This is a genomic window from Pseudoduganella rhizocola, from assembly GCF_045984285.3.
GTDB lineage: Bacteria > Pseudomonadota > Gammaproteobacteria > Burkholderiales > Burkholderiaceae_D > Rugamonas.
In genome coordinates this window covers 595,142-608,851 of the sequence record NZ_JBJQIK030000002.1, presented here as the reverse complement: position 1 = coordinate 608,851, position 13,710 = coordinate 595,142, and the positions used below count along the sequence as shown (strand labels likewise).

The window sequence follows — 13,710 nt, the reverse complement described above, 5'->3', positions numbered from 1 at the left end:
GGCTAAAGTGAGCCACCATCATACTCTTCGGCCATTTTTTACTCATCTATACAAAGAGGGGCGCGACAGGTCGCGCAGCGCGGCTGCCCATCTCACGCTGGGTTGCCACCAATGCAGTCAAACGCATTTTCAGTATCCCAACTAGAAAGCGCCCGATTGGGATAGGTATGCGCTAGCTCCTCCAAGTTGACACTTTGACGCTTGAGCGAGAAATCGTTAGGGACTTCATGCATCTCATAAAAGCTAATCTTGACCTCACGTTCGGCAAGCGAACATATGACCGCATGCTTCACAGTGTCCGGGCAGCGAATACCAAACGTAATATCGGTTAGTTCAAACGGCGACTCAGCCAGCCCCCTCGGCCCTAGGTGGCGCCACTCCTTTTCGTACTTCCAGTCCTTCGCCTTTCGCAAAAACACTGCGGCATTAATTTCACTACGTGCCGCGACATCGCCGTCGAGCATTGCTGCGATTCTGCTTGTTGCGATCAATCTCGACCCGCCGTAGTCAACCCTATACAGCTGGGATCTTGCTCGTTCTGGAATGCTATAACCAACGCAGAGTCCCCTATGTTCATCGCCATAGTGACTCCACATAAGGGGGCAGGAAAAGCGCCGAGCGAGCGAGAAGACACCACTGCCGTACTGGCCCATCAGCTCTGTGCGTATGTGTCGAGTTAGGATCTCCCGGTGCGCGTCATCCGCAGGCGCACCATAGCCCGGATCACTCGCGTAATACTCGGCTTGGTCAAGGAGTTGCTGTGCGCGCCTTACAGAGTGCTTCTCAATATGCTCAAGCGTCTTGGGGCCTCGATATTTAATCGTTCTAGCAGCCCCTTCCATTTCTTCCTTTACACGCTGCTGCACCATGCGCCGAAGAATCTCTCTGAGCTCGTGAATCGTGGAATCCGACTGCACACAAGGCTTCGTGTCTAAGGGATCGTTAAATGATGTCGGATCAGCGTAAAACACTGCATCTGATAACAGCAATTCTATTGTCCTCGCAGAAAAGCCCCGGTACTTATAAAGACGCTTAGGAGCAAGCTCAATCCCCTGATCCACGTCGTTCGGTATGTTCATCGATATTTCCGTCTCCGATTTTCAAATGCAGGCTTCGTTCCTTCAAGAATATCCACAGCAGCGCGATTCAGCGCCAACTCTTCGATCCCACCCGATGTGTATTCGATTTGGTTGGTACCGTCCCTCCGCATCGTGCACACGATGACTTGCTCGGCGTCGCAGGCGACCGCAAGGTTGGCGTTATGCGTGACCATAATTACTTGGCGATGTTGCTTAGCCCTAGTTAGGACGTTGACCAGAAGTTTGTAGACCGTCTCGTTATCCAAATTTTCCTCTGGCTGGTCCAGGATAATTGGGATTCGTTCACGGTCTACAAGTAGATAGAATATTAGAAGTAGTGCGCCGCGTTGACCTGGAGATAGCCGTTCAAGCTCCACGTTGTCGAGGTTCAGACCGTAACTCAAATCGGCGTATGAAAGTCCGAAAAGGAAATCCATAAGCTCTGAGGGTGTGCGATTGGACTTCACGAGCGATGTCAGGGCAACAGGCTTCCCTGTATTGGTCGTCGTTAGTTTCAAGTGCGCTGCGTCAAGGAAGGCCCGCAATCCCTCTTCCGTCTCAAGGTCATATGTTGCGATCAATGTCTGGGCCACTGCCCGCGATTCCTCAATGCCAGCGAAAGAGCCGACACTCTGCTTCACAAAGTCGAACAGCCGAACTACAAACGGGTCAAACGAAAACTTCACCGAGAAATTTACCCCGAGTGCGTCTTTGATTTGAGGCTCTTCATCGATAAGCTTCTGCACAGAACTGAACATCTGTCGCAGCAACTCCGCCCGCTGCTTGAGACACCTTAGAATTTCTATCGAAATAAGGGTACGCTGCTCAACCAACTTATTGAGCTCTTGGCGTTGTGTCCCCAGTGCTCGAAGCTGGGCCCACAGGCCGGCAAACGATTCCGGCAATTCAGGATTCCCGACAGCGGCCTTCCACTCTTGCTCCCAATCTTTAAGCCGCTCGATTGACTCTTGATGGAGCTTCATCGGCTCATTCATTTTCGTCTGCTCCGCAGCTCTCATTCCGCGGAGGTTGGAAAGTCTCGCCGTTAAGGAATCCTCTCTGGTTTCGTCCAGCTTGGCACGAGCGGCCTCTAACGCCTGTGTCGCGGCTGTACGCAAGCCGTCAACTTTGCTTAAGTCAGTTGCAAACGTGATGATTTCGTCGACCTCGAGCTGAAGGGTCGAGAGTTTTGGATCAAGCTCCAATCTCTCTTCCTTGACATACTTCTCGACTCGAGCAATGTGTTCCTTCACATCGTCGATAATTCGGATGGTACCTTTGTCAGATTCGGATTGGTTCCGTACGCTCTCGATTTGAGCATTTACGTCATCGATAAGTGCATTCAATTCTTCGATTCGTTTCGCTGCTCCGGCAGTCACTTCGTCGTTTTCCGAAGGAGCGGCTAGAACAACCGGAACGTTGGCTTTGAGAGCCCTCAGTCGCACCAGGGCGAGGCGAACAGATTGTCGTAAGGACTGTTGAGCGTCAGGAGTGACCTCCGCTGTTAAGCTGAGAATCCTCGAGTTAACGCCAGTAAGTCTGCTGCGATGGGTCGCAATCTCTCGTTCAATGCTGGCGCTTCGCCTATCGATGATGTCGTCAAGGGTGTATGCGCCGTCCCGCTCATCATGAGGTATGTGGGAGTAGATGACTTGTTTCAGTTCCTCTTGAAGAAGCTTATCATCACCGGCTACGTGATCATTGCAAAGCTCCTCAAAGTATCTCTGAGGAAGATACTTAACCCTCTGCACGGAAGAAGGCGAACGGCTACTAGAAAGTAACCGCCACTCGGCGGCTTTCGCATCTTGGTTCCACTTCAGCATCGCCTCAAACGAGCTCGCCTTGTCATCTTTCTTCAAGCGAAACCGATGCTCAGAGAGGAACGAGAAGTAGTTGGAATTCAGCGTGTCGCCAAGTAGGCCAAGAACGTCAGCTAGCGCGCTCTTTCCACTTCCTTTTTTGCCGATGAGCGCGACCAAGTCCTGATTAAATTCCAAATTTGTTCCGTCGAGCCAGGCGCCAATCTCCGGAGCGCCAGCGCGCTTCCTAACATGAATGGATTCAATAAATAGCTGTGGATTCCTCGCAACAAAATCTAACTTCGGAGGCGTTGGCCCAGTAAATGATCGATTAGCGGGCTCTTTGCAAGCTTGAAGAAGACCAGAAAAATTTGGTGATGCCTTGATCCAGGTCGCTCGTCCGCCGGGAAAACTTCCATAATCAGTAATCTTATGCGCATCGCTGCCACGAACCGCTAGTTTTGGATGCTTTATCGCCTCTTGAAACTCCGAGAAGTACTCTTGGTTTTCGTTGGTCTGAATGCCAGCGAACGCGTCACGTGTTCCTTGGTTGCCGACCTCGAAGATTGCCTCCATTGCTAGAAGCTCATTCGGAAACGAGTGATGTTCTCGAAACTTAATCTTCTTGACCCCATCATTCGTATCAAACGGTACAAACAAAATTGCCTCGTCACTGCCAAACTGCTTCAGAGCTGCCTTTACAGAGTCGGTGCTTACCTCAACGGTCTTACTGGCTGCGATTAGTGCAACGGCCTTGTCAGACATAACGGTAGCTTTTGAGGTACCGAGCTGGGCGAGTCTCTTATCGGTGAGGTGTTCACGAGCCCATTCAATGAGATAGTCGTCGTTCAACGGCTTATCTGTGATGCTTAAGTGAAGCTGTGATTTGAATGCCTGCAGCTTTTCGTCTGACAAGCCTTCATTGAGTATCACATGCATATTTAGGCGGAAGTCCCCTGGCGACACCATCCGAAGCTCGATGCCAGGGAGTATTGTGGCATCGCATTTGATTGCGCCGGGTTGTTTCAAGTAGTCGCGAAGTGCGATGACGCCGTCGAACGTCCAATAGTCCATAACCGCAACTACAGCACAATTAGATGCGTTTATGCCTTTAACTACCTGCTCAAGCAGCGCGGTACGCTCCTCAACCGAACTGATGTCACGCAACCGCTTGCCACCCGACCATTCGTATGACGCGGGCGTGTGAATATGAAGGTCCCATCTATTCCAAAGTGCACCTCTACCCATCTCAACCTCGCGCCAGAATTGATTTCTTATGGTCGCATTGTTAAGTCTTCTTGGCAACAAACCTTAATCGTCGCCTCCTCACGCCCGACGCAGTACAGCAACATTTAAAAGGCTCTAATATCAAACCGAGTTAACACAGTTAAAAACAGGAGCCTTTCTAGGCTTTTCGCTACAAGCCAATAGATTCGTCGGAATATCGATGAGCGAGCTAAGACCCGTTAACCCTGAGAACTCAATGAATGAGTAAGTGGCGAGTTGTGCTGGCGTTGCCATATGCTTCTGCGACAGCGCAAGGGAAGCGAAATTGTGGAGGCTAAGGCCGAAATCGTACCGGTATAGATGACATTGCACGCCGTAAGACGCTTTTGAAATCAAAGCCTTAGGGACACGTTATCGGATTGCTACACGACCGGGTCCAGGACAAGCTAACGATGCGGACGATCGTTATAGATGGTGCATACGCCGCGCGCCCACGGCGCGCGGTGCTGCCGCGCCGCGGCAGCAAATGGGCGATTCGAAGAGCCCGGGCCCGGTAGGGCCCGGTCTTCGAATCCCACCGACTCCGTCCGGAACAAAAAAAATGGGCTCCCGCAGGGGAGCCCATTTTTTCTGTTCCTGGCGGAGACGGTGGGATTCGAACCCACGATACAGGTTTTGCCCGTATGCTTCCTTAGCAGGGAAGTGCCTTCGGCCACTCGGCCACGTCTCCTAGCTGATTGCTCAACTATTGCCCTTCTCTCTCACGTTTCCGTGCCAGATCAGGACGACCGCCATAGTAATTGCCCGAACCACTTTGGTCAAGGAAATCGGCGGTTTTTTTCTGAAATATTTATTCTTTTTCCAACTCGAACGCCTTGTGCAGCGCGCGCACCGCCAGCTCCATGTATTTCTCGTCAATCAGCACGGAAATCTTGATCTCGCTGGTGGAGATCATCATGATGTTGATGGTCTCTTCCGCCAGCGTCTGGAACATCTTGGAGGCCACGCCTACGTGCGAGCGCATGCCCACGCCCACCACCGAGATCTTGGACACCTTGGCGTCGCCAATCAGGCTGGAGAAGCCAATTGCTTCCTTCTGCGCGTTCAGCGCTTCAATCGCCTTGTTGTAGTCGTTGCGCGAAACGGTGAAGGTGAAGTCGGTTTTGCCATCCACGCTCTGGTTCTGGATGATCATGTCCACTTCAATGTTGGCGTCGGCCACCGGGCCCAGGATGTGATACGCCACGCCCGGACGGTCCGGCACGCCCATCACGGAGATTTTGGCTTCGTCACGGTTGAAGGCGATGCCGGAGATGACTGCTTGTTCCATATTGGTGTCTTCCTCAAACGAAATCAGGGTGCCCGAGTTGGCTTCTTCGGCCAGATCCATCAGCGGATCGGTCAGCGAGGACAGCACGCGGGTCGGTACGCGGTAGTTGCCGGCAAATTCCACGGAGCGGGTTTGCAGCACTTTGGAACCGAGCGAGGCCAGTTCCAGCATTTCTTCAAACGTAATCGCCTTCAGGCGGCGCGCTTCGGATACCACGCGCGGGTCGGTGGTGTACACGCCGTCCACGTCGGTGTAGATCAGGCATTCGTCGGCCTTCAGCGCAGCGGCAATCGCCACGGCGGAAGTGTCGGAACCGCCGCGGCCCAGCGTGGCGATGTTGTCGTTGTCATCCACGCCCTGGAAGCCGGTAATGACGACGATCTTGTTCTCTTCCAGGTCTTTGCGCACGCGCGCGTCATCAATCGACTGGATGCGCGCCTTGGTGAAGGCGGAGTCGGTTTTAATGCCAACCTGCCAGCCGGCGTAGGACACGGCCTGTTTGCCAATCGCCTGCAGCGCCATCGACAGCAGGCCCACGGACACTTGTTCGCCGGTGGAGGCGATCATGTCCAGCTCGCGCGGGTCGGGCGGGTTCTGGATTTCCTTGGCCAGGGCGATCAGGCGGTTGGTTTCGCCGGACATGGCCGAAGGCACGACCACAATCTGATGTCCCGCATCGTGCCACTTGGCAACACGGCGCGCGACGTTCTTGATGCGTTCCGGCGATCCCATCGACGTGCCGCCGTACTTGTGAACGATTAAAGCCATAACTTGAATTCGGTTGAAGGTAAAGGGAGCCCTTTACTCTACATGCTGCGGTGCAAAACGACAAGTCAATAAAGTTATGACTATATACAGACTTAGCATATGCACATATCAAATTGCCGGGGTAACTGATCTTTATTCGGCCTGCCAGCGAAAAACGATACGATCGCCGGTACCTAAGGTCATTTTATGGCAGTCCATGCCGATACCGGCAGCGAACAAAACTTGCCCCGGAATGCTGACCACGGGGCTGCGTTCGCGCTCCCAGGCCGGCACGCCAAGCGCCTGGTAGTGGTGCTTGAGGTTGCGGGTGGGACGGTTATGGGCGGGCTTGAGGCGTTCGCCGCCGCGGCGGAATTCGATGGTGAGCAGCTGGTCCCGCAACCAGGCGGGGTCGAGGCCCTCTTCCGCCTTGTCAAAATGCAGGGTGCCGCCGTAGGCCGGGAACGGCATGCTGGCTTCACCGGACCAGCGGAAGTGCTGGCCTGGCTTGTCGTCGAACTGGTCTTCGCGCGTGCCTTCCAGCTCGCGCAGCTTGGGCGCCAGGTGCAGGCGGCCGCGGTGGCGGCGCACTTCGCAGTCGGGGTGGCTTACCTTCAGGTTGGCGTCTTCGCGGGCCGTGAGGGCCTGGTCCTGCATCTCGGCCAGCCAGGCGGCGGATGGAATGCGGATCTGGCGTACCGCGAACCAGTGCCGCAGCACGTTGGCGCGGCGGTCCTTGCTGAGGGCGGCAAGCGCTGTCAGGTCGATGCTGTCGCCCTGCAGGATGGCTTGCAGGTCCGCTTCGGCCAGTTCGGTCAGCAGGCGCTGGGCGGATTGGGCGTGGCTTGCGCTGCGGGCGAAGCGTTCCTGGAAGCCGGGAAAGGATGCGGCCAGCAGCGGCATCACGCCGTGGCGCAGGGCGTTGCGGGCGTAACGCGGGTCGCTGTTGGATTCGTCTTCGATGTGGGCGATGGCGTGTTCACGCACGTATGCTTCGAGCTGGGCGCGCGAGGCTTGCAGCAGCGGACGGGCCAGCAGCAGGGTTTCGTTCTGCAGCAGCTCGGGGGCGTGGTTGAAGGCGTCCATGCCGGAGAGGCCTGCGGGGCCGGCGCCGCGCAGCAGCTGGAGCAGCACGGTTTCAGCCTGGTCGTCCTGGTGGTGGGCGGTGAGCAGCAGGCTGACGCCATGCTCCTTGCACAGGCTGCCCAAGGCGGCGTAGCGGGCTTTGCGGGCGGAGGCTTCGGTGCCTTTGCCGTCGGCTTGCAGGCTTACCTTGCGCGCGGCGTAGCTGATGCCGAGGCGCGCGCATTCGGCGGCGCAGTGGGCTTGCCAGGCGTCGGCGTTGGGGCTCAGGCCGTGGTGGATGTGGAAGGCATGCGGGTTGTGCTTGCCGCTGGCGTGCAGGGCGTGCAGCAGGGCTGAGGAGTCGAGGCCGCCGCTGTAGGCGATGGCGATGCCCTGCTCTGCTACACCAGCGGGCAAGGCTGCCAGGGACTGGTTCAGCAGATCAGTCAGCGGGATTGACTTCATGGCAGGCGCGTCGTCCCCGCGCAGGCGGGGACCCAGGAGAGATAATCGAAGACAGACCCTGGATAAAAATAATCAGGGTCTGTCCCCAATTTATTCTTGCGGGGTGGTTTCTTTGAATTTGCCGTAGCTCATCAGCTTTTCGTGGCGGGCTTCGAGCAGGTCTTTGGTTTTCATGCCCTGGAACTGGCGCAGGCTGTCGGCCAGCGCACGTTTCAACATCGTCGCCATCGCTTTCGGGTCGCGGTGGGCGCCGCCCAGCGGTTCGTTGACGATTTTGTCGATCAGGCCGATGGCTTTCAGGCGGTGCGCCGTCAGGCCCAGTGCTTCGGCGGCGTCGGCCGCACGTTCGGCGGTCTTCCACAGGATGGAGGCGCAGCCTTCAGGGGAAATCACGGAGTACGTGGCGTATTGCAGCATCAGCACGGCGTCGCCCACGGCAATCGCCAGCGCGCCGCCGGAGCCGCCTTCGCCGATGATGGTCGCAATCAGCGGCACTTTCAGCTCGGCCATCACGTACAGGTTGTGGCCGATGGCTTCGGACTGGCCGCGCTCTTCGGCGTCAATGCCGGGGAAGGCGCCGGGCGTGTCCACGAAGGTGAAGATCGGCAGGTTGAATTTTTCGGCCAGCTTCATCAGGCGCATGGCCTTGCGGTAGCCTTCCGGCTTCGGCATGCCGAAGTTGCGCATGGCGCGTTCTTTGGTGTCGCGGCCTTTCTGGTGGCCGATCACCATGCAGGGCTGGCCGTTGAAACGGGCCAGGCCGCCCACGATGGACTGGTCGTCCGCATAGGTGCGGTCGCCGTGCAGTTCGTGGAAGTCGGTGAAGATTTCGTTCACATAGTCCATGGTGTATGGACGCTGCGGGTGGCGGGCGATCTGGGCCACCTGCCAGGGCGTGAGCTTGGCGTAGATATCTTTGGTCAGCTGCTGGCTTTTCTTGGCCAGGCGGTCGATCTCTTCCGAGATGTCGACGGCGGAATCGTCCTGCACGAAGCGCAGTTCTTCAATCTTGGAATCCAGCTCTGCAATTGGCTGCTCAAAATTGAGGAAAGTGGTTTTTGTCATTGTACCTCCGAGAGTATGACGCTCCCGTCTGCCCCGCTTATGGCTGGGCTGCGGGAGGTCGAATTTTCGCTATTCTACCGGAACCGGGTCCAGACTACGCCATAAATACCAGGTGGCCACCGTACGATACGGTTCCCAGTTGGCCGACACTTCGCGCGCATCGCTGCGGGAAACGGGCTCGCCCGAGAAGTAGTTGTGGCTGATGCCTGCGATCAGGCGCTGGTCGTCCAGCGGCAGCACGTTCGGCCGCAGCAGGTTGAAAATCAGGAACATTTCGGCCGTCCAGCGGGTGATGCCGCGAATCTGCACCAGTTCCGCAATCACGGCCTCGTCGTCCATCGAGTGCCACTGGGTGGCGTGGACCTTTTTTGCCTTGAAATTGTCGGCCAGGTCCAGGATGTATTCGGTCTTGCGTTTGGAGAGGCCGCAGGCGGCCAGCTCCCCTGCCCCGGCTTTCAGCACGGCGGCAGGCGCGAATTTGGGACAGCACTCCAGCAGCTTCTGCCAGGCCACATTCGCGGCCTTGGGCGTTACCTGCTGGTTGACGATGGAACGCGCCAGGGTGGTGAACGGGTCGTCGTGGCCCACCAGGTGCAGGTCGCCGAACTTGGGAATCAGCTTGCTCATGATGCGGTCGCGCTTCATGAGCTCGCTTTTGGCGTCTTCCCAGTACGGTGGCACTGCCACGCTGTTGTCCCTCGATTGAACCATTATGCGCGGCGCCAGTTGGTGGTGCCGTCAGGCTTGTCTTCCAGGACGATGCCGGCCGCCAGCAGGTCGGCGCGGATCTTGTCGGATTTGGCGAAGTCGCGCGCCTTTTTGGCGGCGGCGCGGTCGGCAATCGCCGCCGCAATCGCGTCTTCGCCCATGGCGTCGCCCACGGCCGCCTGCAGGAATTGCTGCGGCTCGCGTTCCAGCAGGCCCACTACTGCGGCCAGTGCTTTCAGCTGGCGCGCCAGTTCCGCCGACTTGGTCTTGTTCACTTCCGTGGCAAGGTCGAACAACACGGCGATGGCGACCGGGGTGTTGAAGTCATCGTCCATCGCTTCGGCGAAGCGTTTGGCGTGCGCTTCGTTCCAGTCCAGCGCCTTGCCGTCGCCGCTGACGCCGTCCAGCGCCGTATAGAGGCGGGTCAGCGCAATGCGGGCATCGTCCAGGTGCACGTCCGAGTAGTTCAGCGGGCTGCGGTAGTGGGCGCGCAGGATGAAGAAGCGCAGCACTTCGGCGTCGTACTGCTTCAGCACGTCGCGGATGGTGAAGAAGTTGCCCAGGGATTTGGACATCTTCTCGTTGTCCACGTTCACAAAGCCGTTGTGCACCCAGTAATTCACCATCGGATGGCCGAAGGCGCCTTCCGACTGTGCGATTTCATTTTCGTGGTGCGGAAATTCCAGGTCGCGGCCGCCGCCGTGGATGTCGAACTGCTCGCCGAGCAGCGCGCAGGACATGGCGGAGCACTCGATATGCCAGCCCGGACGGCCGGAGCCCCATTTCGAGTCCCACTTCGCTTCTTCCGGTTCGCCTTCCTTGGAGGCCTTCCACAGCACGAAGTCCAGCGGATCGCGCTTGCCGGTGTTCACGTCCACGCGCTCGCCGGCGCGCAGGTCGTCCAGCGAACGGCGCGAGAGCTTGCCGTAGCCTTCGAAATTGCGCACGGCGAAGTTCACATCTCCGTCGTCCGATTTGTAAGCCAGGCCTTTCGCTTCCAGCTGCTCGATGAGGGATAGCATCTGCGGCACATATTCGGTAGCGCGCGGCACATCGGTCGGCTGCAGGATGCCCAGGGCGCCGATGTCTTCGTCCATGTATTGCGCAAAGCGCGTGGTCAGCGAGCGGATGGTTTCACCGTTCTCCACGGCGCGCTTGATGATCTTGTCTTCGATGTCCGTGATATTGCGCACGTACTGCACGTCATAGCCCGATGCCAGCAGCCAGCGGTAGATGACGTCGAACGCCATCATCATGCGGGCGTGACCGATGTGGCAGTAGTCGTAGATCGTCATGCCACAGACGTACATGCGGACTTTGCCCGCTTCCATCGGTTTGAAGGTCTGCTTCTCGCGTGCCAGCGTGTTGTAAATCTTTAAATTACTCATCGGACTCGTATTCTGATTCTCTTCCCGTCTCCCGGCGCAAAACGGCTGCCGGGCGCCTTGCACTATGGAGTGCCGCGCCTGCGCTGCTGCTGTTTTGCCTTGGGAGTGACAGCCCCTTGGTGGAGTTCTTCTTTGATAGAATGGAACGTCGTCGCCAAGTATAGCATTGATAAAATGGCGAAAGCACTTTATGGAAAGCGGAGAAGATGATTAAAAAAAGCTTGACCTTTCTCGGCGCAATGCTTCTGAGCGGCGCCGCCCTGGCAGCCGAGATGCCGCAGGTGTCCATCAAAACCACCGAAGGCGAGATTATTCTTGAGCTGAATGACGAGAAGGCGCCCAAATCGGTGGCCAATTTCCTGGCCTATGTGAAAAGCGGCTTCTATAAGAACACCATTTTCCACCGCGTGATTGACGGCTTCATGATCCAGACCGGCGGTTACACCAAGGATTTGAAGGGCAAGCCGACGCTGAAACCGGTCAAGAGCGAGTCCCAGAACGGCCTGCGCAACGAGCCTTATACCGTGGCCATGGCGCGTACCGACAATCCGGATTCGGCCACTTCCCAGTTCTTCATCAACGTGGCCAATAACGAAGGCCTGAACTATCCGATGCCGGATGGCGTGGGCTATACCGTATTCGGCAAGGTCATCCAGGGCCAGGAAGTGGTGGACAAGATCAAGGGCGTGCTGGTGGACGATAAGCCGATGTTTGCCAATATCCCGGTCAATCCCATCACGATCAAGTCCGTTACGGTACTGAAGACGAAGATCGAAACGAAAACCGAGCCGACACAGTAAAATAGCGTTTTGTCATGGGCTGCTGTAATATCGCGGCCCTGTTTCACACAACAATACCCACAGGATTCAACATGACCACCATTACCATCACCACCAACAAAGGCAAGATCGTTGCTGAACTGGACGCGGAAAAAGCGCCGAAGACCGTCGAAAACTTCCTGCACTACATGAACGCCGGCCACTACAACAACACCATCTTCCACCGCGTTATCGATGGTTTCATGATCCAGGGCGGCGGTTTCGAGCCGGGCATGAAGCAGAAGCCTGCCGACAAGACCGTGGAAAACGAAGCCAAGAATGGCCTGAAGAACGAGCCATACACCCTGGCCATGGCCCGCACCTCGGCGCCGCACTCGGCATCGGCCCAGTTCTTCATCAACGTGAAGAACAACTCCTTCCTGGACTACCCGGGCCAGGACGGCTGGGGCTACGCAGTGTTCGGCAAAGTAACCGAAGGCACCGAAGTCATCGACGAAATCAAGAAAGTGAAAACCACCCGCAGCGGCATGTTCGCCGACGTGCCGGTGGAAGACATCATCATCGAGAAGATCGAAGCAGCTGCTTAATTTGCAGTGATTCTTTTCATCTCAGACCTGCATTTGCAGCCGGAGCGCCCGGCGATCACGGAAGCCTTCCTGCGCTTTCTTGACGAACAGGCGCTGGCTGCAAAGCAGCTCTACCTGCTCGGCGACCTGTTCGAATACTGGGCAGGCGACGACGACCTCTCCGCCCCCTTCCACCAGCAGATAGTCAGCGCCCTGCGCCGCGTGAGCGATGCCGGCGTTGAAGTATTCTGGATTGCGGGCAATCGCGACTTCCTCGCCGGTGCCGATTTTGCCACTGCGGCGGGCTTGACGCTGCTGCCCGAAACCTGGGTCATTGAGGTTGGCGGCAAGCGCATCGTGCTGTTGCATGGCGATGCGCAATGCACGGACGACGTCAAATACATGGCTTTCCGCGCGCAGGTGCGGCAGCCCGCGTGGCAGCAGCAATTCCTGGCCATGCCGCTGGAGCAGCGCAAGCAGATCATCGCGGGGCTGCGCGAAAACAGCAAGCAGGCCCACACCGAAAAATCGTACGAGATCATGGACGTTACGCCCGCGGCCATTGCCGAAGTCTTCGAGCAAACCGGCGCCACGATCATGATCCACGGCCACACCCACCGTCCGGCGGTGCACGACGTTGACGGCAAGCTGCGCTACGTCCTCCCCGACTGGGAGCCCGATGCAGCGCCGCCGCGCGGCGGCTGGCTCGCCCTCGCCGACGACGGCACCCTCACCCGCCACGCCCTCCCCGCCAAGCAACCCTGACACCATGGGGTCAGGCACCCAGGTGTCAATAGCTGAGCCCGCGACACCATGGGGCCAGGCCCCAACTGTCGCGAGCTCAACCACCCACTTGCTGCCGAGTCCGCGACACGAGGGGGCTGGCCCCATGGTGTCGCGGACTCAGCGGTTCCAGATTTGGGCTTCGGTCCAGCCGAGCTCGGCGAAGTCCTGCGCGCGCAGGGGTGCCTCGCCCTGGGCGAAGAATTCGTCTAGCTGGGGAGGCTTTACGGGCGTGCCGGACAGCATGTTGTGCACCTGCCCGCGGTGGTGGATCTGGTGCTGGAAGATGTGCGCCAGCAGCCGCACCCGGGTGTCGCGCTGGGGCTCTCCTTCGCGGCCGATGCTCACCACATGGTTCAGCACCTCATCGCTCAATTGCGCGCAGTAGGCAATCAGCTTGCGGTCGGATGCGGCCTGCTCGCGCCATAGCTCGGCGCAGGTGGCCATCGGTTCCGGTGGACGAAAGAAGGTTCCGTAGTCCGGATGCGGCGCTTCGCCGCGCCAGTCGCGTTTAAGGCCATCGATGTAGAACCAGTCCACCGTGAGGATGTGGTTCAGCGTGGCCTTAATGCTGGGGAAGAATCCAATGCGCGGCGCTTCGAAGTCCTCCTGGCTCAGTTCATTGCAAGCCCGCAATAACCGGTGGTTGGCCCACGCATTGTTATAGGCCTGCGTCAAAAGATGGTGGGATAAGGTGTTCATCGTTTCC

At 57.6% G+C, this 13,710-nt stretch carries 11 protein-coding genes and 1 tRNA gene; 3 read left to right on the top strand and 9 right to left on the bottom strand.

The features are described 5' to 3' along the window. Positions 1-92: 92 nt before the first annotated feature. The 8 genes from ACJRPG_RS06525 to cysS form a co-directional block, all read right to left on the bottom strand. Positions 93-1,079 (bottom strand): DUF2971 domain-containing protein, encoded by a 987-nt coding sequence (locus tag ACJRPG_RS06525; protein WP_407999228.1) that lies wholly within the window; start codon positions 1,077-1,079, stop codon positions 93-95. After that, positions 1,076-4,126, bottom strand: a complete 3,051-nt coding sequence (locus ACJRPG_RS06520) for a TrlF family AAA-like ATPase (RefSeq protein WP_407999227.1) — start codon at positions 4,124-4,126, stop codon at positions 1,076-1,078. The genes ACJRPG_RS06525 and ACJRPG_RS06520 overlap by 4 nt, the downstream gene beginning before the upstream one ends. 616 nt (positions 4,127-4,742) lie before the next feature. After that, a tRNA-Ser gene (locus tag ACJRPG_RS06515) sits at positions 4,743-4,835 on the bottom strand. A 120-nt stretch (positions 4,836-4,955) separates the two neighbouring features. Continuing rightward, a complete protein-coding gene (locus ACJRPG_RS06510) occupies positions 4,956-6,203 on the bottom strand; it encodes an aspartate kinase (protein ID WP_407999226.1) in 1,248 nt (415 codons plus the stop codon). A 132-nt stretch (positions 6,204-6,335) separates the two neighbouring features. Then, positions 6,336-7,712 carry a tRNA lysidine(34) synthetase TilS gene (gene tilS / locus ACJRPG_RS06505; RefSeq protein WP_407999225.1) on the bottom strand — a complete coding sequence of 459 codons (1,377 nt, stop codon included), beginning with the start codon at positions 7,710-7,712 and terminating at the stop codon, positions 6,336-6,338. A 90-nt stretch (positions 7,713-7,802) separates the two neighbouring features. Continuing rightward, positions 7,803-8,777, bottom strand: a complete 975-nt coding sequence (locus tag ACJRPG_RS06500; protein WP_407999224.1) for an acetyl-CoA carboxylase carboxyltransferase subunit alpha — start codon at positions 8,775-8,777, stop codon at positions 7,803-7,805. A gap of 69 nt (positions 8,778-8,846) precedes the next feature. Then, on the bottom strand, positions 8,847-9,488 hold the full coding sequence (locus ACJRPG_RS06495; RefSeq protein WP_407999223.1) for a DNA-3-methyladenine glycosylase family protein: 642 nt from the start codon (positions 9,486-9,488) through the stop codon (positions 8,847-8,849). Beyond that, positions 9,488-10,873 carry a cysteine--tRNA ligase gene (gene cysS, locus ACJRPG_RS06490; protein WP_407999222.1) on the bottom strand — a complete coding sequence of 462 codons (1,386 nt, stop codon included), beginning with the start codon at positions 10,871-10,873 and terminating at the stop codon, positions 9,488-9,490. The genes ACJRPG_RS06495 and cysS overlap by 1 nt, the downstream gene beginning before the upstream one ends. 206 nt (positions 10,874-11,079) lie before the next feature. Between cysS and ACJRPG_RS06485 the strand changes: the two genes are divergently transcribed. From ACJRPG_RS06485 to ACJRPG_RS06475, 3 genes are all read left to right on the top strand, one after another. Continuing rightward, complete coding sequence (locus ACJRPG_RS06485) at positions 11,080-11,673, top strand: peptidylprolyl isomerase (RefSeq protein ID WP_407999221.1); 594 nt, start codon at positions 11,080-11,082, stop codon at positions 11,671-11,673. Between the two features lie 71 nt (positions 11,674-11,744). Next, positions 11,745-12,239 carry a peptidylprolyl isomerase gene (locus ACJRPG_RS06480; RefSeq protein ID WP_407999220.1) on the top strand — a complete coding sequence of 165 codons (495 nt, stop codon included), beginning with the start codon at positions 11,745-11,747 and terminating at the stop codon, positions 12,237-12,239. 6 nt (positions 12,240-12,245) lie between these two features. Then, positions 12,246-12,983 carry a UDP-2,3-diacylglucosamine diphosphatase gene (locus tag ACJRPG_RS06475; RefSeq protein ID WP_407999219.1) on the top strand — a complete coding sequence of 246 codons (738 nt, stop codon included), beginning with the start codon at positions 12,246-12,248 and terminating at the stop codon, positions 12,981-12,983. Between the two features lie 138 nt (positions 12,984-13,121). Here ACJRPG_RS06475 and ACJRPG_RS06470 read toward each other — a convergent pair whose 3' ends face one another. Continuing rightward, complete coding sequence (locus tag ACJRPG_RS06470; protein ID WP_407999218.1) at positions 13,122-13,703, bottom strand: DinB family protein; 582 nt, start codon at positions 13,701-13,703, stop codon at positions 13,122-13,124. Positions 13,704-13,710: the final 7 nt, after the last annotated feature.

Coding starts and splice junctions, on each gene's coding strand:
- ACJRPG_RS06525 (WP_407999228.1), bottom strand. CDS start 1,079: ATGAACATACCGAACGACGTGGATCAGGGGATTGAGCTTGCTCCTAAG.
- ACJRPG_RS06520 (WP_407999227.1), bottom strand. CDS start 4,126: ATGGGTAGAGGTGCACTTTGGAATAGATGGGACCTTCATATTCACACG.
- ACJRPG_RS06510 (WP_407999226.1), bottom strand. CDS start 6,203: ATGGCTTTAATCGTTCACAAGTACGGCGGCACGTCGATGGGATCGCCG.
- tilS (WP_407999225.1), bottom strand. CDS start 7,712: ATGAAGTCAATCCCGCTGACTGATCTGCTGAACCAGTCCCTGGCAGCC.
- ACJRPG_RS06500 (WP_407999224.1), bottom strand. CDS start 8,777: ATGACAAAAACCACTTTCCTCAATTTTGAGCAGCCAATTGCAGAGCTG.
- ACJRPG_RS06495 (WP_407999223.1), bottom strand. CDS start 9,488: ATGGTTCAATCGAGGGACAACAGCGTGGCAGTGCCACCGTACTGGGAA.
- cysS (WP_407999222.1), bottom strand. CDS start 10,873: ATGAGTAATTTAAAGATTTACAACACGCTGGCACGCGAGAAGCAGACC.
- ACJRPG_RS06485 (WP_407999221.1), top strand. CDS start 11,080: ATGATTAAAAAAAGCTTGACCTTTCTCGGCGCAATGCTTCTGAGCGGC.
- ACJRPG_RS06480 (WP_407999220.1), top strand. CDS start 11,745: ATGACCACCATTACCATCACCACCAACAAAGGCAAGATCGTTGCTGAA.
- ACJRPG_RS06470 (WP_407999218.1), bottom strand. CDS start 13,703: ATGAACACCTTATCCCACCATCTTTTGACGCAGGCCTATAACAATGCG.